This window comes from Sphingobacterium sp. T2 (assembly GCF_000814685.1).
GTDB classification, from domain to species: Bacteria; Bacteroidota; Bacteroidia; order Sphingobacteriales; family Sphingobacteriaceae; genus Sphingobacterium; species Sphingobacterium thermophilum.
The window spans coordinates 1-19,973 of the sequence record NZ_JXAC01000089.1; the positions used below are offsets into that span (position 1 = coordinate 1).

At 41.1% G+C, this 19,973-nt stretch carries 24 protein-coding genes and 2 pseudogenes; 14 read left to right on the top strand and 12 right to left on the bottom strand.

Going from position 1 to position 19,973, the window contains the following annotated elements:
* From SD31_RS06810 to SD31_RS06830, 5 genes and pseudogenes are all read right to left on the bottom strand, one after another.
* Positions 1 to 503: helix-turn-helix domain-containing protein (locus SD31_RS06810; protein WP_039053581.1), on the bottom strand; the 503-nt coding region annotated here is incomplete at its 3' end.
* Between the two features lie 85 nt (positions 504 to 588).
* Positions 589 to 1,350, bottom strand: coding sequence for a succinate dehydrogenase/fumarate reductase iron-sulfur subunit (locus SD31_RS06815; protein ID WP_039053582.1), 762 nt, complete (start codon positions 1,348 to 1,350; stop codon positions 589 to 591).
* A gap of 81 nt (positions 1,351 to 1,431) precedes the next feature.
* Positions 1,432 to 3,367 (bottom strand): annotated as a pseudogene (locus SD31_RS06820) (fumarate reductase/succinate dehydrogenase flavoprotein subunit).
* A gap of 23 nt (positions 3,368 to 3,390) precedes the next feature.
* Complete coding sequence (locus tag SD31_RS06825) at positions 3,391 to 4,173, bottom strand: succinate dehydrogenase cytochrome b subunit (protein ID WP_039053583.1); 783 nt, start codon at positions 4,171 to 4,173, stop codon at positions 3,391 to 3,393.
* A 232-nt stretch (positions 4,174 to 4,405) separates the two neighbouring features.
* A complete protein-coding gene (locus tag SD31_RS06830) occupies positions 4,406 to 5,020 on the bottom strand; it encodes a porin family protein (protein WP_039053584.1) in 615 nt (204 codons plus the stop codon).
* Between the two features lie 45 nt (positions 5,021 to 5,065).
* Here SD31_RS06830 and SD31_RS06835 point away from each other — a divergent pair, with 45 nt between their 5' ends.
* The 12 genes and pseudogenes from SD31_RS06835 (at position 5,066) to SD31_RS18710 (ending at position 12,469) form a co-directional block, all read left to right on the top strand.
* Positions 5,066 to 5,281, top strand: coding sequence for a hypothetical protein (locus SD31_RS06835; RefSeq protein ID WP_039053585.1), 216 nt, complete (start codon positions 5,066 to 5,068; stop codon positions 5,279 to 5,281).
* 3 nt (positions 5,282 to 5,284) lie between these two features.
* A complete protein-coding gene (locus SD31_RS06840) occupies positions 5,285 to 5,620 on the top strand; it encodes a tRNA-binding protein (RefSeq protein ID WP_039053586.1) in 336 nt (111 codons plus the stop codon).
* Between the two features lie 4 nt (positions 5,621 to 5,624).
* Positions 5,625 to 6,095, top strand: a complete 471-nt coding sequence (locus SD31_RS06845) for a nucleoside deaminase (RefSeq protein ID WP_039053599.1) — start codon at positions 5,625 to 5,627, stop codon at positions 6,093 to 6,095.
* A gap of 97 nt (positions 6,096 to 6,192) precedes the next feature.
* Positions 6,193 to 6,813: a superoxide dismutase gene (locus tag SD31_RS06850; RefSeq protein WP_039053587.1), complete on the top strand. Its 621-nt coding sequence runs from the start codon at positions 6,193 to 6,195 to the stop codon at positions 6,811 to 6,813.
* Positions 6,814 to 6,990: 177 nt separating this feature from the next.
* Positions 6,991 to 7,200 (top strand): peptide-methionine (S)-S-oxide reductase, encoded by a 210-nt coding sequence (locus SD31_RS20075; protein ID WP_262506566.1) that lies wholly within the window; start codon positions 6,991 to 6,993, stop codon positions 7,198 to 7,200.
* Positions 7,106 to 7,519 (top strand): peptide-methionine (S)-S-oxide reductase MsrA, encoded by a 414-nt coding sequence (gene msrA / locus SD31_RS06855; protein ID WP_262506567.1) that lies wholly within the window; start codon positions 7,106 to 7,108, stop codon positions 7,517 to 7,519. Before SD31_RS20075 ends, msrA begins: the two co-directional genes overlap by 95 nt.
* Before the next feature lie 24 nt (positions 7,520 to 7,543).
* Positions 7,544 to 7,687 (top strand): hypothetical protein, encoded by a 144-nt coding sequence (locus tag SD31_RS16550; RefSeq protein WP_156138250.1) that lies wholly within the window; start codon positions 7,544 to 7,546, stop codon positions 7,685 to 7,687.
* Positions 7,687 to 8,415 carry a helix-turn-helix domain-containing protein gene (locus SD31_RS06860; RefSeq protein ID WP_052258739.1) on the top strand — a complete coding sequence of 243 codons (729 nt, stop codon included), beginning with the start codon at positions 7,687 to 7,689 and terminating at the stop codon, positions 8,413 to 8,415. Before SD31_RS16550 ends, SD31_RS06860 begins: the two co-directional genes overlap by 1 nt.
* A gap of 129 nt (positions 8,416 to 8,544) precedes the next feature.
* Positions 8,545 to 10,180: pseudogene (gene pruA, locus SD31_RS06865) on the top strand (L-glutamate gamma-semialdehyde dehydrogenase).
* Positions 10,181 to 10,272: 92 nt separating this feature from the next.
* Positions 10,273 to 11,751, top strand: coding sequence for a DUF5687 family protein (locus SD31_RS06870; RefSeq protein ID WP_039053588.1), 1,479 nt, complete (start codon positions 10,273 to 10,275; stop codon positions 11,749 to 11,751).
* Positions 11,752 to 11,818: 67 nt separating this feature from the next.
* On the top strand, positions 11,819 to 12,118 hold the full coding sequence (locus SD31_RS18705; protein WP_231561258.1) for an ATP-binding cassette domain-containing protein: 300 nt from the start codon (positions 11,819 to 11,821) through the stop codon (positions 12,116 to 12,118).
* 42 nt (positions 12,119 to 12,160) lie between these two features.
* On the top strand, positions 12,161 to 12,469 hold the full coding sequence (locus SD31_RS18710) for an AAA family ATPase (protein ID WP_262506568.1): 309 nt from the start codon (positions 12,161 to 12,163) through the stop codon (positions 12,467 to 12,469).
* Positions 12,470 to 12,521: 52 nt separating this feature from the next.
* Here the strand turns inward: SD31_RS18710 and SD31_RS17225 are convergent, their stop codons facing one another.
* From SD31_RS17225 to SD31_RS17235, 3 genes are read right to left on the bottom strand one after another with little or no spacing between them, the layout of a single operon-like run.
* Positions 12,522 to 12,689 (bottom strand): cation:dicarboxylate symporter family transporter, encoded by a 168-nt coding sequence (locus tag SD31_RS17225; protein WP_197053581.1) that lies wholly within the window; start codon positions 12,687 to 12,689, stop codon positions 12,522 to 12,524.
* The gene (locus SD31_RS17230; RefSeq protein WP_197053582.1) at positions 12,649 to 13,269 is read right to left on the bottom strand and encodes a cation:dicarboxylate symporter family transporter; all 621 of its coding nucleotides are present in this window, start codon (positions 13,267 to 13,269) and stop codon (positions 12,649 to 12,651) included. Before SD31_RS17230 ends, SD31_RS17225 begins: the two co-directional genes overlap by 41 nt.
* Positions 13,211 to 13,687 carry a cation:dicarboxylate symporter family transporter gene (locus tag SD31_RS17235; RefSeq protein ID WP_197053583.1) on the bottom strand — a complete coding sequence of 159 codons (477 nt, stop codon included), beginning with the start codon at positions 13,685 to 13,687 and terminating at the stop codon, positions 13,211 to 13,213. The genes SD31_RS17230 and SD31_RS17235 overlap by 59 nt, the downstream gene beginning before the upstream one ends.
* 92 nt (positions 13,688 to 13,779) lie before the next feature.
* Between SD31_RS17235 and SD31_RS15185 the strand changes: the two genes are divergently transcribed.
* Together SD31_RS15185 and SD31_RS06890 are read left to right on the top strand one after the other, a co-directional pair.
* Complete coding sequence (locus SD31_RS15185) at positions 13,780 to 14,592, top strand: response regulator transcription factor (protein ID WP_052258740.1); 813 nt, start codon at positions 13,780 to 13,782, stop codon at positions 14,590 to 14,592.
* Positions 14,593 to 14,687: 95 nt separating this feature from the next.
* On the top strand, positions 14,688 to 15,926 hold the full coding sequence (locus SD31_RS06890; RefSeq protein WP_082021856.1) for an OmpA family protein: 1,239 nt from the start codon (positions 14,688 to 14,690) through the stop codon (positions 15,924 to 15,926).
* Positions 15,927 to 15,995: 69 nt separating this feature from the next.
* Here the strand turns inward: SD31_RS06890 and recA are convergent, their stop codons facing one another.
* From recA to SD31_RS06905, 4 genes are all read right to left on the bottom strand, one after another.
* Entirely contained in the window at positions 15,996 to 17,027 is a 1,032-nt protein-coding gene (gene recA / locus SD31_RS06895) for a recombinase RecA (protein WP_039053590.1), read from the bottom strand.
* Positions 17,028 to 17,133: 106 nt separating this feature from the next.
* On the bottom strand, positions 17,134 to 17,802 hold the full coding sequence (gene nth / locus SD31_RS06900) for an endonuclease III (RefSeq protein WP_039053591.1): 669 nt from the start codon (positions 17,800 to 17,802) through the stop codon (positions 17,134 to 17,136).
* Positions 17,803 to 17,909: 107 nt separating this feature from the next.
* Entirely contained in the window at positions 17,910 to 18,053 is a 144-nt protein-coding gene (locus tag SD31_RS16555; protein ID WP_156138251.1) for a hypothetical protein, read from the bottom strand.
* 73 nt (positions 18,054 to 18,126) lie between these two features.
* Positions 18,127 to 19,752: a S8 family peptidase gene (locus SD31_RS06905; protein WP_156138252.1), complete on the bottom strand. Its 1,626-nt coding sequence runs from the start codon at positions 19,750 to 19,752 to the stop codon at positions 18,127 to 18,129.
* Positions 19,753 to 19,973 lie beyond the last annotated feature (221 nt).

Below are 19,973 nucleotides of genomic sequence, written 5' to 3' on the forward strand. Positions count from 1 at the left end.
TTTTGCGGAGTTACTTTCTTTTGAGCTAAGGCATCGAGCTTTTTTAGCAGCTCATTCTCCGCTCTTAGATATAAATTCTCCTTCTCAAGCTCTTCCAGCCTGGTCAACGGTTTTGCGGGTCTTTTTGGATTGTTTCCTTTCATCGTTTTACGGCCTCTCTGCCGAGAATTTAAGCCATCCTCACCCAAATGCTCATATATTCTTACCCAAGAACTGACTATGCCAATGGAGGGGATGCTGAAATGTAAACAGCAGTCCCTCAAAGATAATTCTTTTTTTAGATAGGCTTGAACAACCGTGACCTTAAATTCCTTTGTATATTTTCGATAAGGCTTTCGCGATAGTCCTTGCGGACCTAATGAATTATATTGATCAATCCTCTTTCTGATTTGTGACGATGATACGCCCCATTGATTCGATAATCCGTGTATCGATGCCCCTCGTTGGTAATCTTTAACCAGACGAAGCTTAAAATCGGATTTGTGTTTTTTGTACTTAACCATAAAAATGCCCCCAAATAGTGTCTAACTTTTTGGGGGCAGTGTAATAAAGGCAAGCTCTTTTTATAGAAGATTATATTTCTATAGATTAAGCGTGAACATCTTCTTGACGGAAGATTTTCGCTGTGAAATACTCTCTGTTCAGTCTAGCAATGTTAGTCAATTTGATACCTACTGGACATTCAGCTTCACACGCGCCCGTATTAGTACAGTTACCGAAACCTTCTTTGTCCATTTGGTCAACCATTGCTTGAGCACGTTCGTATCGTTCTGTTTGACCTTGAGGCAACAAAGCAAACTGAGAAACTTTTGCCGAAACGAACAACATTGCTGAAGCATTTTTACATGCTGCCACACAAGCACCACAACCAATACATGTTGCCGATTCGAATGCTTCATCAGCAATACGTTTAGGGATAGGGATAGCGTTGGCGTCAGGCACACCTCCAGTGTTTACGTTGATATAACCACCAGCCTGTTGGATGCGGTCGAATGCCGAACGGTCTACCGCCAAGTCTTTCAATACAGGGAAAGCTGCAGCTCTCCAAGGTTCGATAACGATAGTTTGTCCGTCGTGGAACGAACGCATGTGCAATTGACAGGTTGTAGTACGCTCGTTAGGACCGTGAGGACGACCGTTGATTACCAATGAACACATACCGCAGATGCCCTCACGACAGTCGTGGTCGAAATATATAGGATCTTCTCCCTTACGGGTAAGATCTTCGTTTACTACATCAAGCATTTCCAAGAAGGACATATCGTCCGCAATGTTGTTAGCTTGGATAGTAACAAATTTACCTTCTGAATTCTGATTTTTTTGACGCCAAACCTTTAGCGTTAAATTCATGTGTTTACTCATATCTATTATGAATTGAGTATGAAGTGTTGAGTATCGGAAGGTATAAGTTCCGACACTCAATACTCTATACTATTTATAACTTCTTTGTGTTAACTTAACGTTTTCGAATACCAACTCTTCTTTGTGAAGTACTTCTGGTTGGTCTGGACCCTTGTATTCCCAAGCTGCTACATAAGCGAAGTTTTCGTCATCACGTTTAGCTTCACCTTCTTCAGTTTGTGATTCAAGGCGGAAGTGACCACCACAAGATTCTCTACGGTGAAGAGCATCGTCAACCATTAGTTCTCCTAATTCCAAGAAATCGGCAACACGACCGGCTTTTTCCAAAGACATGTTCAACTCTTCGTTCGAACCAAGAACCGTTACGTTGTTCCAGAATTCGTTTCTCAACTCACGAATCAAACCTTTAGCCTTAGTCAAGCCTTCTTCCGTACGCGCCATACCACAGTATTCCCACATGATGTGACCTAACTGTTTGTGGATGTCGTCTACAGTTTTGTTACCACGTAGAGATAATAATTTTTTGATGTTATCTTCTATCGTTTTTGCGTGTTTCTTCGAATGCCGGATGGTTTTTGTCTACAGGAGCGAAGCTTCCCAATCCTGCCAAGTAATCACCTACAGTGTAAGGGATTACGAAGTAACCATCTGACAGACCTTGCATTAGGGCAGAAGCACCTAGACGGTTAGCACCGTGGTCAGAGAAGTTAGCTTCTCCTAGACAGTACAAGCCCGGAATAGTAGTCATTAAGTTATAGTCAACCCATAGACCACCCATAGTATAGTGAACAGCTGGGTAGATACGCATTGGCACTTCGTATGGGTTTTCGTCGGTGATTTTTTGGTACATGTCAAATAAGTTACCGTATTTAGCACGTACTGTCTCTTCACCCATACGTTTGATAGCGTCAGCGAAGTCTAGGAATACCGCAAAACCAGTTTTACCTACACCACGGCCTTCGTCTACCACCTCTTTAGCGTTACGTGAAGCCACGTCACGAGGCACCAAGTTACCGAATGATGGGTATTTACGCTCTAAGAAGTAATCTCTGTCTTCTTCTTTGATGTCGTTAGGACCTAGTTCTCCTTTACGTAATTTCTCTGCTAATTCTTTTGTTTTAGGTACCCACACACGACCGTCGTTACGCAATGACTCGGACATCAATGTCAATTTCGACTGGTGGTCACCTGTCACTGGGATACAGGTAGGGTGGATCTGCGTGTAACAAGGGTTTGCGAAGAAGGCACCGCGTTTGTGTGCTCTCCATGCTGCCGTAACGTTACAGCCCATAGCGTTTGTCGATAGGAAGAATACGTTTCCGTAACCTCCTGTACACAACAATACGGCATGACCTTCGTGCGCTTCAATCTTTCCTGTTACCAAGTCACGAGTGATGATACCTTTAGCATGACCATCGATCACTACTAGGTCCAACATCTCATGACGGGTGTATGATTTTACTTTTCCTTTTTTGATTTGACGGTTCAATGCTGAGTAAGCACCTAACAACAATTGTTGTCCTGTCTGCCCACGGGCGTAGAATGTACGCGATACTTGCGCACCACCGAAAGAACGGTTATCTAAAAGACCTCCGTATTCACGAGCAAAAGGTACACCTTGTGCCACACATTGGTCGATGATTTTTACTGAGTTTTCAGCTAGACGATAAACGTTGGCTTCACGGGCACGGTAGTCTCCACCTTTGATAGTGTCATAGAAAAGACGGAAGATAGAGTCACCGTCGTTTTGGTAATTTTTTGCCGCATTGATACCACCTTGTGCAGCGATAGAGTGTGCACGACGTGGTGAATCTTGATAGCAGAACGTTTTCACGTTGTAACCAAGCTCTGCTAATGAAGCAGCTGCTGAAGCACCTGCCAATCCTGTTCCTACAACGATAATCGTAAACTTACGTTTGTTGGCAGGATTCACCAACTTCAAGTTGAATTTATGATTTGACCATTTCTCGGCTAATGGGCCTGCTGGTACTTTAGAATCTAACATATCTTTATTTTTAATAGAGATTACTAACCTTTAAAAAAGAAATACAATGGCATTATAGCAAAAGCAATAGGAATAATCACTCCAAATACCCAAATACCAATTGTTTTTACCAAACCAATATATCTTCTATGGTCGAAACCTAATGTTTGGAATGCCGATTGGAATCCATGAATCAAGTGGAAAGCCAAGGCACCCATTGCTACTACGTAAAGTAATACGATGAATGGATTTTGGAAAGTAAATGCTACTTGCTTGTACAAATCTTTGGTCTTTACGGTCTCTACGCCGTTTTTCACAAAGCTTTTGTACCCATCGTAGTTCGCAGGTAAATCATCTGATGAGATAGTTTGACGATTGCCAGTCTCTAGATCAGTGTGGTACTCGATGTAAGGAGTGGTACCAAACTTGTACTGATACCAGAAGTTTTGCATATGTGTAGCCAAGAATACTAAAATGATAGTACCCAAGATACCCATATTGCGTGAGTTCCATTTGCTGTTAGCATTACCAGCCGATTGGTGGTACCCAATAGGTCTAGCAGCCTTGTTCTTTAAAGTCAAGATTAATGCGTAGACAGCATGTAAAATGATTGAAGCATAAAGTAAGTATGAAACTACTTTAATAGGCGTGAAATGCGTCATGAAGTGCGCATAGTTGTTGAATGCGTAGCCTTCGTCATTCTTAAATAACTGTAAGTTACCAATCAAGTGCACGACAAGGAACGTACATAAAAATAGTCCCGTTAAGCTCATGATTAATTTCTTACCTAGAGAAGAACTAAATAGCGGCTTTGATTTACTACTCATTATCCTTAAATGTTTAAATTTTTCTTGCAAAAGTATTCAAATGATTTATAAAAATGCCTTTAACCCTATAAAAAAGATATAATTTAGAATTGTTCTAAGTAATTAAAGCTTGTATAAAAGATAACATAAAAATCATCTCTTTTTTTTGAGATCGTGTTATGAATTATAGGTTGAATATACTCATAAGACTGAAAACAAAAAAGAGTGCCGCCGGCACTCTTTTTATCTCTTGCTAAAACAAACTGTATCCTAAGCTGATCGACCAGAGATTCAACTTCTGTTTTCCAGCAGTCTCTGTTTTGCTAATGTTACCTAGACCATATTCATAGCGTAAGTCTACAGCAAAATTACCGAAGTCTAATCCTGTACCTGCTACTACTGCGGCGAATTTGTCTTTATAGCTTTTTAAGGCATCATCATAGGTTGATACGATGTTGTCTTTGAAAGAAGCTTCTTGGTCAATCACAAATGAAAACAATGGACCCGCTTGTAATTTTAATTTCAAAGGTCCCACAGGGAACTTTGTCCCTAATAATATAGGTACATCAATGTTTGAAAATTTCATGTCGCCTTTGATTAGTTCTGTAGGAGCTGATTCTTTAGGAGCTTGCACACTTGCATTTTTGGTAGTGAAATAAGCCTCAGGTTGGATATGGAATGAATTACCACCTAGTCTCAACCAAACACCTGCTAAATAGCCCGCATTATTAGATGATTCTAAAACGTCTTTATCAAACTTGATTTTAGAAAAGTTCATACCTGCTTTCAAACCTAGTTTGAATTCCTGAGCTTGAAGTGATAATGAGCTGAAAATAGCTACAAAAAGCGTAAGTATTGTGTTTTTCATAGAATAAATGTTATTTTGGTTTCAATTATAAATAATCTACTAACAATGACAAGCCTTAAAATTACGAAAACTGACTGGGAAATTCTAAAATTAAAATTGTTACGCAAGTATAATCATCTTTCTGAGGAAGATCTTGCATACAACGAAGGAGAAGAAAAGGAGCTGATTTCCAGATTGGCAAGACGTCTGAAGCGTAAGGAAGAGTATGTCATCTATACGCTAGGTAAGCAGCTGGCCGATTTGGATATAAACAGACTTTAATCTATGCAAATTAGTTGGAGTGATTTTGAAAAGGTAGATTTGCGGGTGGGTACAATCGTGGAAGTATACGACTTTCCAGAGGCTAGGAAGCCTGCATACCAGCTGAAGATAGATTTTGGTGAGGAGATAGGAGTTCGGAAATCCAGCGCTCAGATTACCAAACATTATACGAAGGAAGAGCTCGTAGGTCGTCAGGTTGTTGCTGTCGTAAATTTCCCACCCAAGCAAATAGGCAAGTTTATGTCCGAGTGTTTGGTTACCGGCTTTGCCGATGCAAATGGGGATGTAGTGCTTACCAGCGTGGAGCGTAAAGTACCGAATGGGTCAAAGATGTTTTAAGCATATGAAGATTTATAATTTTGAAGAGGGAGCAGCGCCGGTAAATACCGATGAAATGTATATGAAGGAGGCGTATAAGCTGGCGCAGAAGGCTTATGAAGAGGATGAGGTCCCCATAGGTGCCATCATCGTGTCACAAGGCAAAATCATCGGCAAGGGGTACAACCTAACCGAAAGGCTGAATGATGTGACAGCACATGCCGAAATGCAGGCCTTCACGGCGGCAGCCAACTTTCTGGGAGGGAAATATCTAAAAGATTGCACGCTGTACGTTACGGTAGAACCTTGTGTCATGTGTGCCGGAGCGTCCTACTGGACGCAGATCTCACGTATAGTCTATGGCGCCAAAGATGATAAACGCGGTTATTCAGCTATCAGTTCTCATATTATTCATCCGAAAACCGAAATAGTAGGTGGTGTGATGGAAAGTGAATGTGCCGAACTAATGAAGCGTTTTTTCAAGAGCAAGCGCTAAACTTTTCCACAATATGGCATTATTATGAAACATAAAGACGGATGATTTGTTATATTCGTAACTGTAATTGATATTATTATACGATAATTAAAAAAATATAGAACTATGGACATTTGAATTAGAAGCGTTACCATACGCAATTGACGCATTAGAACCTCATATCGATAAAGAAACGATGGAAATCCATCACGATCGTCACCACCAAGCTTATGTGGATAACTTAAACAAAGCTATTGCTGGTACGGATGCAGAGAATGCTTCTTTAGAAGATATTCTTAAAAATGTGAGCAAATATTCGGCTGCTGTTCGCAACAATGGTGGCGGTCACTATAACCACAAATTGTTCTGGTCAATCCTGAGTCCTAACGGTGGCGGTGAACCTAAAGGGGAGTTGGCAGAAGCCATCAATGCTGCTTTCGGTTCTTTCGCTGAACTGAAGACACAGTTGCAAAATGCAGGTGCTACCCGCTTCGGATCGGGCTGGGCTTGGCTGATTGTGGATGAGTCAGGTAAGTTGGCAGTTACCTCTACACCAAACCAAGACAACCCATTAATGGACGTAGCAGAGGTAAAAGGTACACCTATCTTGGGTATTGACGTGTGGGAGCATGCTTATTATTTGAAATATCAAAACAAACGTCCGGCTTATTTGGAAGCCATCTTCAATGTAATTGACTGGGATGCTGTAGCCGCTAACTATGCAGCTGCTAAAAAATAATAGCATCTATTAGGATATTTAGGAGGCGGCATACACGTATGTCGCCTTTATTTTTTAATTTAGGTGACGACGAAAGTGATGAGATGGATAGGAAGTATTATTCTACTTATGTGTTGCTGGGCATGTCATAGCAAGGCGCAGCTCAGTAGTGATTATGTAAAAGTGAAGGATATGAACATGGAAAATAAAGAAGTAGCAATCTTGGCAGGAGGATGTTTTTGGTGCGTGGAAGCACCTCTGCTGCTGTTGGAAGGTGTTGATACCGTAGTCTCGGGATATAGTAGGAGGGCATGTGGAAAATCCCACCTATGCTCAGGTATGTACAGGCCAGACAGGACACGCCGAAGCCGTAAAAGTTACTTTCGACCCACAGAAAATTACATATGATGAAATATTGGAGGTCTTTTTCACGGTTCACGATCCTACACAACTCAACCGCCAAGGCAATGATATAGGTACTCAGTACCGCTCTGCCATTTTTCCGGTAAATAAAGACCAAGAAGATAAAGCCCGTTACTATATAGAGGCCTTGGAAAAATCCGGTGCCTACGAAAGACCTATCGTCACCACCATAGAACATGCAGAGACCTTCTATACTGCCGAAGATTATCACCAGAATTATTATAACAGAAACCCTAACGAGATGTATTGTCAGATTGTTGCTCGCCCTAAGGTTGAAAAAGTAAAAAAAAGTCTTTGCGGATAAATTGAAGAAGCAATAGTTCTAGTGATGAAGCCTATCCAATTTACAGTTTCGGTTTATGGAGAAGGAGTCTTCGCTGTGTTGGAAGACAAGAAAGAGAATTTCTATAACTACTATCACCGCCACGATGAACACAGATTACCTACATACTCAAAGGTAAAGGCACTATAATGGTAGGAAATATCATGCAGTCCTTCCAATCGGGTGATATTTTTGTGCTCAAACCTAACGAGCCACACATGTTTGATCGCGACACAGAGTCCGAAGAAGATAAAGGGGATATTCATGCTATACACATTTTTGTCAACCTCGAACGCATGAAGAAACTCTATCATATTCCCGAGTTTGAGGCTGTACGCGACTACCTTCAGGACCTACATACTTCCAAAATGCTGGACCGTTCTATTTCCGAGTCCATGATTCATTATTTTACCAACCTGTTGGTGAAGACAGGGATGCCTCGCTTTACGGAATTTTTGCAGCTTCTCCATGCCCTTACCGTACACCGTAACGATACGGTGACCTTATATTCTGGGGTGCGCGATATGAGCTATTCGGATAAGGATGGTGTGCGTATAAGTCAGGTGTACAAATATACGTTCGAACGTTATCAGGAAGATATTACCATTGATCAGGTGGCGGCCTTAGTACATATGACACCCACCTCGTTTTGCAAATTCTTCAAGAAGCATACGATGAAAACCTATATTACCTTCCTCAACGAGGTGAGAATTGAGAAGGCCTGCCAGATTTTGTTGAATAACAAGTCGGAAAATATTTCCGAAGCCGCTTTTCAGGTTGGATTCAACAATATCGTGCACTTTAACCGGGTGTTTAAATCCATCACAAAGATGTCACCTAAAAAATACATTCAAGCCCATAGTGCAGATATAACCTAAATTGATTATTTCTCAAAAATCTTCGTTAATCCATTAACTATAAAGGATAGAATATGTTTATAGTTGGACAAATAGGGTAAATCCCTCAGCCGCTTTTGTCCGTAATTTTACATTAAACAATTTACGCTTATGTTAAAAGGATTTTTCAACGTTCCGGTTCCAGCAAACGAACCCGTATATTCTTATGCTCCGGGAACAAAGGAGCGCGAATTATTGAAACAAGCTATCGCTGAAGCAAGAGCCCAGGAAGTAGATATTCCTATGTATATAGGGTCTAAAGAGGTGCGTACAGACAAGAAAGTGAAATTGTCTCCTCCTCATGACCATCAGCACGTATTGGGTTATTATTCCCAAGGCACCAAAGAGCATGTCAAAGAAGCTATCGATGCAGCTTTGGCCGCGAAAAAGGATTGGGAAAATCTGCCATGGGAACAGCGCGCTGCTATATTTCTGAAAGCTGCAGAACTAATCTCTACGAAATACCGTTATAAGTTGAACGCCGCTACCATGCTTGGACAGTCCAAAAATGCATTTCAGGCAGAAATCGATTCAGCCTGTGAAATCACGGACTTTTTGCGCTTCAACGTAAAATATATGGCTGAGATCTATCAGCAACAACCTCCGGTGAATGCCAAAGGTGTGTGGAATCGTGTGGAACAACGCCCGCTGGAAGGATTTGTCTTTGCTTTGACACCGTTCAACTTTACTGCCATCGCCGGTAACTTGCCTACCTGTGTGGCTATGATGGGCAACGTAGTGGTGTGGAAGCCTTCAAACACACAGATTTACTCTGCAAATGTGTTGATGCAGATATTTAAAGAGGCTGGTTTGCCGGATGGTGTAATCAACTTGGTATATGTGTCTGGACCAGATGCAGGAGATGTCATCTTCAAACATCCAGATTTTGCGGGAATTCACTTTACTGGTTCTACCGCCGTATTCCAAGACATATGGAAAACTATAGGAGAAAACATACATATTTACAAAAGTTATCCTCGTATTGTAGGCGAGACAGGGGGTAAAGACTTCATCGTTGCCCACTCTTCTGCCGACATCAAAGTGTTAAATACTGCTCTAGTGCGGGGAGCTTTCGAATACCAAGGCCAGAAATGCTCGGCAGCGTCAAGAGCCTATATTCCACAGTCATTGTGGCCTAAGTTGAGAGACCTTATGGAAGCCGATATCAAATCTTTTAAAATCGGAGGTACAGAGGATTTCTCCAACTTCATCAATGCTGTGATTGATGAAAAAGCTTTCGACAAGATTACTAAATATATTGACCGTGCGAAAGAATCTCCGGATGCGGAAATCATCATCGGTGGTGAATACGACAAATCTAAGGGATATTTTATCCATCCGACAGTGATTTTGGCGAAAAAGCCGGATTATGAAACTATGCGTGAGGAGCTCTTTGGTCCTGTATTGACAGTGTATGTATATGAGGACGACAAATTTGAAGAAACGTTAAAACTTAGTAGATTCGACTTCTATCTACGCTTTGACAGGATCTATCATCGCTCAGGATCGCTATGCCATTGACAAAGCTACATACGAATTGCGCAATGCGGCCGGTAACTTCTACATCAACGATAAATGTACTGGAGCGGTAGTGGGGCAACAACCTTTCGGCGGTTCTCGTGGATCAGGTACCAACGACAAAGCTGGTTCTATGATTAATCTGTTACGTTGGGTGTCACCGCGTACCATAAAAGAAACATTCAATCCGGACACGGATTACAGATATCCTTTCTTAGCAGAAGATTAGATTGTAATAGATGTTTGATTAGGTTAGGTTAAAGCTTCGAGGTTTTCTCGAAGTTTTTTTTTATATTAAGCCAAATATTCCGAAAACGACCTATGTTTTTCAAGCTGCTTAAATTAGAGTTTAAATCCTTTTTTCGCTCGGCTACTTTTGGCAAGAGCTTAGCCGTAAAGCTTTTTATGGGCTTTATAGGGCTTTATTTCTTTTTTACTTTTCTTTCGCTGGGAATAAGCTTATATCCTCTATGCAAAGAGGCGGTTCCCCGTGAAAAGCCTTTGCTGGTGGTCAACAGCTTCTTGCTGGTGTGGTTGGCGGCAGAGTTGCTTTTACGTTTTTTCTTTCAAAACCTTCCCGTGTTGGATGCCAAACCTCTTCTGACGCAGCGCGTCACACGAAGTCAGGTGGTGCACGCTTTAATGGCCAAGTCCTTGTTTTCGTTTTACAATATCCTGACCATGACTGTGGCTGTGCCTTTTGTAATCTTTAACAGGATAAGCGGAGATTTTGATAGTGTTTCCCTTATAGGCTGGCTACTGACTTTGTTTGGAATGGTGCTTATTCTTAACTTCCTGAACTTTTGGATTCAGCGCAAGTTTTCGGGCTATATAAAGGCGTTAGTACCTTTTCTAATAATCTGTCTGGTGCTGATAGGTCTGGAGTATTATAAACTTTTTTCCGTTACGAATCTTTTCGGAAGCTTCTTCAACCTTGTCTTGATATATCCTGTTCTGTGTCTGCTTCCTTTTGCGGTCCTTGTCCTTTGCTATAGACTCACATTCATGGATGTGAAGGAGCATCTCTATATGGATGCTTATCTAAGAGAAACACAAAAAGAATACCGTACGGCAGACTTAAGCTGGACAAGCCGATTCGGGACCCTTGCTCCCTTTTTAGAGTTGGACTTAAAACTGCTCTGGAGAAATAAACGGACCCGGACGGTGGTGTATCTAAGCTTCGGATTTCTGGCATATGGCCTGCTTTTTTATACGAATCCAGCTTTTTTAATTCCGGGGTGGTCCTTGTTTATAGGGTTGTTTATCACCGGAATTTTCGTTATCAATTTCGGACAATTCATTCCGGCATGGGATAGTTCTTATTTTGCCCTGTTGCAAACAAGACCAATTACCATGCGTACCTATTTGAAGGCTAAAGCCTTGTTGATGGATGGATCGGTTTTGATTCTAACTATATTGAGTACGTTTTATGTGTACTTCGGCTGGGATAAACTTTACGTACATATTGTCTGTGGGGTATATAATGCTGGAATAAATATTCCAGTAGTATTGTTTTTCGGAGCATATAACAGAAAATATATTGATCTTTCTAATTCCAATGTGTTCAACTATCAAGGTATTGGATTGGCGCAATGGTTGATTAGCTTTCCTTTGATTATACTGCCTTGTATTATTTGGTTCCCTATCAAGGTTTTTATAGGTCTTACAGCAGCTAATGTGACGCTTTTGAGTTTAGGAATTTTAGGTCTCCTATGTCGCCCTCTTATCCTTAATTTTATCGCTCAGCTTTATACAAGTAGACGGTTCAGTATGCTCGAAGGATTCAAACAACGTTCTTAACCTTAAACATTCAGATATATGATAAGACATAGAAAATCTTTCTAAAGTATATAATAATGTCAAAGTCTTGGATATACACAGGCTCGAAATAAGGCGTGGTGAAAGTATAGGTTTGGTGGGTAATAATGGAGCGGGAAAGACCACTTTGTTCAGCTTAATGTTAAACTTGATACAAGCGACCTCGGGAAACGTCAAAATTAAAGATATCGAAGTCAATAAAGATGAGTCGTGGAAAGACTTTACTGGTGCTTTCCTAGACGAATCTTTTCTGATAGGTTATCTCACGCCGGAAGAATATTTTAACTTCATCGGAACGCTGCAGGGAATGAACAAAGTGGATGTTGCCAATTTTGTTCGCTCAGTATGAAGAATTTTTTAACGGACGAAATTCCTGAACATACGTAAATATATACGTGACTTATCTAAAGGAAATCAGAAGAAGGTAGGGATTATCGGTGCTTTGATAGGAAGTCCGGAACTTATCATCCTAGATGAACCCTTTGCAAACTTGGACCCCAGCTCGCAGTTCCGCTTGAAAAAGCTTATAAAAACATTGATTGAAGAACGAGAAGTCACTATCCTTATATCGAGTCATGACCTGTCCCATACCGTGGAAATTTCCGACAGAATCATCGTGCTGGAAAAAGGTAAAGTGATTAAAGATCTTGAAACCTCTCCCGAAACTTTGGAAGAGCTGCATACACTCTTTTCTATATAAGCAAAAAACGCTTCGGAATTTCCGAAGCGTTTTTGGTGTATCTGTATCTCCTTTAGCCTTTCTTTCCAAAAAACTTGTCCACCACAACGGCTATTGCCCCGTCGCCTGTAACGTTACAAGCTGTGCCAAAGCTGTCCATGGCAATATACAAAGAAATCATCAAGGCTTGATTTTCTGCATTAAATCCCAGCATGGACGCAATGATGCCTATGGCCGCCATGATGGCTCCCCCCGGCACTCCCAGGTGCAGCAATCATAGTCACACCCAGCATACAGATGAAGCCGGCAATCAAGCCGAAATTTATAGGTAATCCCTGCATCAACATCAGTGCTATTACACAGGCTACGATTTTTAATGTACTTCCAGCTAGATGGATGGTAGCGCAAAGAGGAACGACGAAAGATGCAACTTCTTCGGATATGCCTGTCTTTTTGGCTTGAGCTAATGTCACAGGAATGGTAGCTGCAGAAGATTGCGTGCCCAAAGCGGTAAAATAGGCCGGTAGCATAGTACGCAAAAGTTTAAATGGATTTTTACCTGTAATAATACCGGCTAATATATATTGCAACAATAAGAGCAGTATATGTAAGGTAAAGATTACACCGATAATTTTGATAAAGACATTCAATATCATCAACACTTTACCCGAATAGGTCATATCTAAGAAGATACCGAAAATGAACACCGGCAATAATGGAATGATGACTTTTTCGATGATAAAAGAAATAATGTTTTCGAAATCAAAGGCTATTTCTGCTAGTCTGGAGTTCTGTTGACGCGCCAGCCCTATACCCAACAAGAAAAGAAAAAACCAGAGCTCCCATCACGTCCAAAAAAGGAGGGATCTGTAGGGTGAAATATGGTGAAAGGCTTCTACTTGAGTCAGCGATGTTTTGTACACTTTGCCCTTCCAAGAGGGAGGGAAATATAGCCATGCTGGCAAAATAGGTTGAAAATCCCGAAAACAGGGTCGAACCGTAAGCGATGGCTACTGTAACAATAAGCATCTTGCCCGCCGTACTGCCCAGTTTAGTAATGGCAGGAATGATAAGTCCTACGATAATCAGGGGGATAAGAAATTTCAACAGTTGGTCAAACAGAGCATTGAATGTTGCGAAAATATCGCCAACCGATTTAGGAAGAATATTGCCTAACAGTATTCCTAAAGCTATGGCAAAAATAACACGAAATAATAGGTTGTTTATTAGGTTTTTCATTTGCTAAAAATACAAAATAATATTCTCTGTCAAGGCCTTATTTTACTCTCTGTCTTTTTTAATTTTGTATAAATTTATTTATATTTCTATATATGAAGCCAATTGTAAACTATATAGATGGAATTTCTCCGATTAATAGTTTAGATGAATTTGGAAATATTTTGTCTAATAAGGCAACTCCTTTGCTTGAAAAATGCGATATCCGTAAATATTTCGAACCCAAGATAGAGGCTATGAAATCTTTCTCCTTGGGGATGTACCAATGGTGTATCGTAGATTTTGCGGATCAGCGTCTTTTGGAGGTGGGAGGCATGTTGGAAGAGATGACCGGTAAGCCTGCCGAGTATTGGAAAGGGATGTCGCCGGAGAGGTATGTGGAAGAAGTAGGTTATCCCGAGCATATCCCTTATTGGATGGCCTATGTAGATTACGTATATTCATTTATCTTAAATAATCCTAATAAAACCTTCCGCCCCAACATATACCTTAAAATGAGGGATGCAGAAGGCAACTTCCGTAATGTCGTCCAGCAGGTGTTGGATTGGAAGTATGAGGAGGACGGGGGAGTAAGGTGTTGCCTCTGTCAGGTTACGGATATTTCACATATGGAAGTGGATTATATTCCTCAGCTGTCTATCCTTATTGTAGATGGAGATAATCATAAACTTTTAAAAAGCCTTCCCGCGAATATTGAAACAAAATATATGTCAGAGGTCAAATTTACAAAGCGGGAGATAGAGGTGGTACGCCTGCTTTCATTAGGAATGACCAGCAAAATCATCGCCGAGAAACTCAACATATCCAAAAATACAGTAGAAAATCACCGCCAGCGCCTTCTGAAAAAGACCAACTCGTATACGAGCAGCGAGGTAGTGGCCTATGCACTCATTCACGGGTTGATATAAACTTTTAGTGATTTATCACTATTGCCGGCACTTTCATCATGGGGTACATTTGTTTAAGTAGCTAACCCTATTTGTGAACTTAAATTTTGTGGGATATGAGAGTGCTTGCATTAACTGTTATTTTTCTTTTGAGTATGCATGGGAGAGGAGAAGCCCAGATCTTGGACCGCTTGGGCAAGAAAGTGGAAAACAAAGTGAAGCAGCGTGTAGACCGTAAAGTCGATAAAGCTGTGGACAAAGGCCTTGATAAGGTAGAAGAAAAGATTGATAAATCGACCAAAGGAGGTGTTTCTTCCACAACAGTGAAGGGGAAGACTTCTTCCGATCCCAATGTGATGTCTTCCAACTATGACTTCATTCCGGGCGATCAGTTATTATTTTATGACGACTTTAGTAATACCGCATATGGAGATTTTCCTAGTAAGTGGAATACTACTGTTGGTGGTAAAGTAGTGAAATTTAGTAATCTGACGGGTAATTGGTTTATGGTGGGTGATAATGCGCTGAGTTTTCCCTTGTTAAAAGGGAGCCTACCACAAAATTTTACAGTAGAGTTTGATTTGTACTATCCCGATAATGCGGTTCGACCTCCTGTAACTTTTGGCTTTTCGGAAGTTGCTAATCCTGCCAAGCAGAGTATACAGCGTAAGAAATTATTTTATTTTGTGATTCCGAAAAGTAATAATGTAGAAAATGTGGTTGGATATACCACAAACATGTATTCGGGTCATGAAACGTTTACGGAGTGGGATGTACGTGGCCATACCGGCAAGGTAGTGCATGTAAGCATCGCTGTCAATGGGGAACGAATAAGACTGTATATGGATACGGAGAAGCTGTTCGATCTTCCTAAGGCCTTTGACAACAATGCTTACCGTAATAATTTTCATCTGCGTGCAGCAGAAGTGATACCTAAGCCGAAGGATGGCTTCTATGTGTCAAATGTCCGTATTGCTGCGGTATCCAAAGATTTGAGTGCTGCCCTGATAGGAGAAGGAAAGCTGGTGGTGTCAGGCATACATTTTGACAGCGGGTCAGACAGAATCAAAGCTGTGTCTTATAATATTTTGAATGAGATAGGCCTGCTGATGCAACATACTCCATCGGCAAAATTCGAAATAGTAGGCCATACAGATTCGGATGGAGGAGCCCAGCTGAACCAAAGGCTTTCACTGCAGCGAGCAGAAGCGGTACGTCAGTACTTGATGAAAAACTTCAATATTCCTGCCTCACAGCTTGTCGCTATCGGTAAAGGGGCATCAGAGCCTGTGGCAAGCAATGCTACAGCGGAGGGCAAAGCTCAAAACAGACGCGTGGAATTTATCCGAAAATAAGTTAGCCACAAATATAAAAAGGGCAATTCTCGACTGTGAGAACTGCCCTTTACAGCATATTAAGAATTATTATTCTTCGTTGTCTTTGTTGAGCATCGCTTGATCCAGCACTTCTCCTGTCACTTCAGCTCGTATCTTAGCTTCCAATTCTTCCGCCAATTCCGGATTATCCATCAACAAGGCTTTCACAGCATCCCGTCCTTGTCCCAGTTTGGTGTCTCCGTAGCTGAACCATGAGCCGGATTTTTTGATGATGTTGTATTCTACTCCTAGGTCGATAATTTCACCTATTTTAGATATACCTTCTCCGAAGATGATGTCGAACTCTGCCACACGGAATGGAGGAGCTACCTTGTTTTTAACGATTTTCACTTTTACGCGGTTTCCTGAAACTTCGTCCGAATCTTTAATCTGGGAGGTACGACGAATGTCTAAACGTACCGAAGCATAGAATTTCAAGGCATTACCGCCGGTAGTGGTTTCCGGATTACCGAACATGACACCGATTTTTTCGCGGAGCTGGTTGATGAAAATACAGCAGCAGTTTGTTTTGGCAATAGTACCGGTAAGCTTACGCAAGGCTTGCGACATCAAGCGCGCCTGAAGCCCCATCTTGGAATCGCCCATCTCGCCTTCGATCTCTCCTTTAGGTACTAAGGCTGCCACAGAGTCAATCACGATAACGTCGATAGCTCCCGAACGTATAAGGTTGTCGGCAATTTCTAAGGCTTGCTCTCCGTTGTCCGGCTGCGATATCAAGAGGTTTTCTACATCTACTCCCAATTTTTGTGCATAATATTTGTCGAAGGCATGCTCTGCATCGATAATAGCGGCTATGCCACCTTTTTTCTGTGCTTCGGCAATGACATGGGTAGCCAATGTAGTTTTACCTGAGGATTCAGGACCGTAGATTTCTACAATACGGCCTTTAGGAAGCCCGCCGATACCTAAGGCTATATCCAACCCCAAAGATCCTGTGGAAATAGCTTCAATAGGCTCTACTGCCGAATCTCCCAGTTTCATTACGGTACCCTTACCATATGATTTTTCTAATTTATCTAAAGTAAGCTGAAGTGCTTTTAGTTTGTCTGCGTTGCTCATATTTTTAGTATTTACATTTCAAAAGTATAATAATATTTTTAATATACAAAATTTGTGCTAAAAAAATTAGTGTTTATGCAATAATTAAAATTACAATGAAAAAAGCTTATTCTTCGTTGTTGTTGATAACTTTTGCTTTGTGGGTTTTTTCGAAATATTTACAGAAGTGGGTGATAGGACATTCTTCACATTTTGGTTTTCGGGCAAGACATATATATCTGCCGTGAAGGATTAACCAGTGGTGTGCAATCTTTATGGTTTCTTCAGGAAGGTATTTTACCAATTGCTTTTCTACGGCTAGAGGGGTTTTTGCGTTTGTAGTCAACCCCAGTCTGTTACTAACACGAAATACGTGGGTATCTACAGCCATAGCGGGCTTGTCATATACTACTGAAGAGATGACATTGGCGGTCTTACGTCCCACGCCGGGCAGTTTTACCAAATCCTCGACCTTTTCGGGAACGATTCCGTTGAAATCGGACACTAATTTTTTGGCCATACCCACCAAGTGTTTTGCTTTGTTGTTGGGATAGCTTACCGAGCGGATATAGCTGAAAACTTCATCCACTGAACTTTCGGCTAGGGATTCAGGAGTAGGGTAGCGCTGAAATAATGCCGGCGTCACCTGGTTGATGCGCTTGTCTGTACATTGCGCCGACAAGATGACGGCGATAAGTAGTTCGAAAGGATTGCTATAGTTGAGTTCGGTTTTAGCGTCCGGATTGTGCGTAGAGAAATATTCTACAAAAGCTTTGTATCGGTCTTTCTTGAGCATATACAAAGATAGTCTTTCTCGGCAGGCTATGAAAGAGACAAGGTCTCTAAACTTAGAGACCTTGCTTTTATTTCTTACCAAACGACTTCGAATATTGAAGAATACGGTCAATCACGGATTGACTTGGTGGTATACCAATTTTTTTGACTTCCTCTTTTATTTTTGCCTTCAAATGTATCTTCAATAGTTGTAATATTTTCTACGTCGTTTATGTAAGTTTCTTCTTCTGTAGGAGTAAAATTTTCTACCATAAGCATTTAAGTTTTGTTTTGTAATTATAAAACGAACTTATTTTCAATTTATTGTAGAAAATTTAACATTTTTTTACTTTTTGCTGTTTAAGTAGTTTATAGCTTCCGCTACAGCATTGTAGGCATTGACAATACCTCCCGAAACGGATATTTCATCCAGATACACTTTCTTGGTACTTCCGTCCTTTTTGATTTTTACTTTTTGATCCACCTTGGTTACACTTTTGATGATGATGTTGCGGACCTCTTCGGCAGTAAGCGAAGGGAAATAGGATCGCAGTATTGCCGCTAAACCCGATACCACAGGGGCTGCCATACTTGTCCCTTGCTGCTCTTCGTATTTGTTTTCCGGCATGGTGGATTTGATCGCAACTCCCGGAGCAAAGACATCTACCGTTCTGTATCCATAGTTAGAGAATTCTGCCAGTAGATTGTCGTCCAGTTTCCAGCTTGTAGCACCTACGGTGATCCAGTTTTTAGCTTCTCCTGTCACGGCTTCATTTTCGTCCGTAAAATATTTAGTAGGGAAGTTAGGGTTGATATCTATATCCTTGCCGTCGTTGCCTGCCGCGTGTACAAGGAGCACATCTTTTTCTTGGGCATAGCGTATAGCTTCATCCACAGCCTTTTTATTGTAGGCATAACCTTTTCCGAAGCTCATGTTGATGATTTTTGCTCCGTTGTCTACGGCATAGCGAATGCCGTTAGCTACATCTTTGTCACGCTCGTCGCCATCGGGTACCACGCGGACAGCCATGATCTGCACGTTGTCTGCCACCCCGTTGATACCGATGTTGTTGTTCCGTTTTGCGGCGATAATCCCTGCTACATGTGTGCCGTGGCTGGCATCAGGGCCTTTCACATCCGGATTACCGTAGTATCTTTCCGTAGCATCTTCATAGTTGTCACCTACGATATGGCGGGAGTCATATTCTTTGTTCAGGTGATATTTTACCTGTGCACTAAAATACTTTACTGCCTCGTTAAGCTCTTTGTAGAATTTCTCGAACGAATCTTCGGAGATAGCCCTTTTCACTATGGATATCGTAGTCTTCAGCTCCCTGCTTTCCGTCTTATAATTTTCAATGTCCGCTTTGGTGATATCCTTAGGGTCTTTGCCGATTTCGGCTATAATTTTATCTACATTGTCTTTGAGACGACTGTAGTTATTATTACCGAAGCTAGCCTCATCCATTTTGGTGGTGTAGTCGGCAATCATCTTTTGATAGGCTACGAATTCACGGCGCTGCTGTTCGTTAAGCTTGGTACTAGGCAATACCGAAGAATACAGCGGATCGTATTTTCTGACAAGGCGTGTCACCTCTAGATTGTCGTAGTGAACATTCTCGCCATTGGCTCCACCGATGAAGTTCCAGCCATATTTATCATCTATATATCCGTTGTTGTCGTCGTCTTTACCATTAGGTTTTGCTTCCTTTTTATTAATCCACAGCACATCTTTCAGGTCCTCGTGCTCTACGTCTACCCCACCATCGATTACTGCTACAATCACCGGCGAAGCTTTTCTTCCTTTGAGGAGTTCGTATGCTTTCTCTGTGCTGATACCCATTACGCCATCTGTTTTATAATCTAGGTTGTACCAGTTTTCCGGTGCTTTTTCTTTCTTAGATTGTGCCAAACCTGTGAAAGGCAGAATGCTTATTCCAAGTAAAGCAATAAAAAGTCTTGTTTTTTTCATAAAAATGATTTTGCGTTCTAAACAAATATAAGGTTTAATACAAATGAACGAACTGTTAAATATTGCTAAAAACTACGTGTAACTTAAAAATTGCAAAAACTGTAGCTATATTTCTGTAATCCTATTATAATTCTAGTTAATTTTAATTGATTGAATTTTAAACGACTAACAATAACCTGTTCGGAATTATTTTTATTCACCTAAAAATATTATTATGTTGA

Coding starts and splice junctions, on each gene's coding strand:
- SD31_RS06870 (WP_039053588.1), top strand. CDS start 10,273: ATGTTTTTCAAGCTGCTTAAATTAGAGTTTAAATCCTTTTTTCGCTCG.
- SD31_RS16550 (WP_156138250.1), top strand. CDS start 7,544: ATGAAGCCTATCCAATTTACAGTTTCGGTTTATGGAGAAGGAGTCTTC.
- SD31_RS17225 (WP_197053581.1), bottom strand. CDS start 12,689: ATGGCGGCCATAGGCATCATTGCGTCCATGCTGGGATTTAATGCAGAA.
- SD31_RS15185 (WP_052258740.1), top strand. CDS start 13,780: ATGAAGCCAATTGTAAACTATATAGATGGAATTTCTCCGATTAATAGT.
- SD31_RS06905 (WP_156138252.1), bottom strand. CDS start 19,752: ATGAAAAAAACAAGACTTTTTATTGCTTTACTTGGAATAAGCATTCTG.
- SD31_RS06840 (WP_039053586.1), top strand. CDS start 5,285: ATGCAAATTAGTTGGAGTGATTTTGAAAAGGTAGATTTGCGGGTGGGT.
- SD31_RS06890 (WP_082021856.1), top strand. CDS start 14,688: ATGAGAGTGCTTGCATTAACTGTTATTTTTCTTTTGAGTATGCATGGG.
- SD31_RS06835 (WP_039053585.1), top strand. CDS start 5,066: ATGACAAGCCTTAAAATTACGAAAACTGACTGGGAAATTCTAAAATTA.
- nth (WP_039053591.1), bottom strand. CDS start 17,802: ATGCTCAAGAAAGACCGATACAAAGCTTTTGTAGAATATTTCTCTACG.
- recA (WP_039053590.1), bottom strand. CDS start 17,027: ATGAGCAACGCAGACAAACTAAAAGCACTTCAGCTTACTTTAGATAAA.
- SD31_RS17235 (WP_197053583.1), bottom strand. CDS start 13,687: ATGAAAAACCTAATAAACAACCTATTATTTCGTGTTATTTTTGCCATA.
- SD31_RS06825 (WP_039053583.1), bottom strand. CDS start 4,173: ATGAGTAGTAAATCAAAGCCGCTATTTAGTTCTTCTCTAGGTAAGAAA.
- SD31_RS06860 (WP_052258739.1), top strand. CDS start 7,687: ATGGTAGGAAATATCATGCAGTCCTTCCAATCGGGTGATATTTTTGTG.
- SD31_RS06845 (WP_039053599.1), top strand. CDS start 5,625: ATGAAGATTTATAATTTTGAAGAGGGAGCAGCGCCGGTAAATACCGAT.
- SD31_RS20075 (WP_262506566.1), top strand. CDS start 6,991: ATGGAAAATAAAGAAGTAGCAATCTTGGCAGGAGGATGTTTTTGGTGC.
- SD31_RS16555 (WP_156138251.1), bottom strand. CDS start 18,053: ATGGTAGAAAATTTTACTCCTACAGAAGAAGAAACTTACATAAACGAC.
- SD31_RS06830 (WP_039053584.1), bottom strand. CDS start 5,020: ATGAAAAACACAATACTTACGCTTTTTGTAGCTATTTTCAGCTCATTA.
- SD31_RS06815 (WP_039053582.1), bottom strand. CDS start 1,350: ATGAATTTAACGCTAAAGGTTTGGCGTCAAAAAAATCAGAATTCAGAA.